Origin of the sequence: Corynebacterium sp. HMSC071F07 (assembly GCF_001810285.1) — a bacterium.
In the GTDB taxonomy this organism is placed as follows: domain Bacteria; phylum Actinomycetota; class Actinomycetes; order Mycobacteriales; family Mycobacteriaceae; genus Corynebacterium; species Corynebacterium simulans.
Window position 1 is genome coordinate 1 of sequence record NZ_KV800703.1, and the last position, 806, is coordinate 806.

Consider the following 806-nt stretch of genomic DNA (forward strand, 5'->3'; position numbering starts at 1 on the left):
GTCGCAGAGAATAGAGGGGAGCGACTGTTTATCAAAAACACAGGTCCATGCGAAGACGTTAAGTTGATGTATATGGACTGACGCCTGCCCGGTGCTGGAAGGTTAAGAGGACCGGTTAGTTCATCTTTGATGGGCGAAGCTGAGAATTTAAGCCCCAGTAAACGGCGGTGGTAACTATAACCATCCTAAGGTAGCGAAATTCCTTGTCGGGTAAGTTCCGACCTGCACGAATGGCGTAACGACTCCCCTGCTGTCTCAACCACAGGCCCGGTGAAATTGCACTACGAGTAAAGATGCTCGTTACGCGCGGCAGGACGAAAAGACCCCGGGACCTTCACTATAGCTTGGTATTGGTGTTCGGTTCGGTTTGTGTAGGATAGGTGGGAGACTGTGAAGCTATCACGCCAGTGGTGGTGGAGTCGTTGTTGAAATACCACTCTGATCGGATTGGATACCTTAACCTTGGCCCATGATCTGGGTTGGGGACAGTGCCTGGTGGGTAGTTTAACTGGGGCGGTTGCCTCCCAAAATGTAACGGAGGCGCCCAAAGGTTCCCTCAGCCTGGTTGGCAATCAGGTGGTGAGTGTAAGTGCACAAGGGAGCTTGACTGTGAGAGTGACAGCTCGAACAGGGACGAAAGTCGGGACTAGTGATCCGGCACCTACTTGTGGATGTGGTGTCGCTCAACGGATAAAAGGTACCCCGGGGATAACAGGCTGATCTTCCCCAAGAGTCCATATCGACGGGATGGTTTGGCACCTCGATGTCGGCTCGTCGCATCCTGGGGCTGGAGTAGGTCCCAAGGG

General features: G+C 53.3%; 1 rRNA gene. It reads left to right on the forward strand.

Annotated elements, in window-relative coordinates:
- Window positions 1-806, forward strand: a 23S ribosomal RNA gene (locus HMPREF2724_RS04685); the annotation flags it as partial.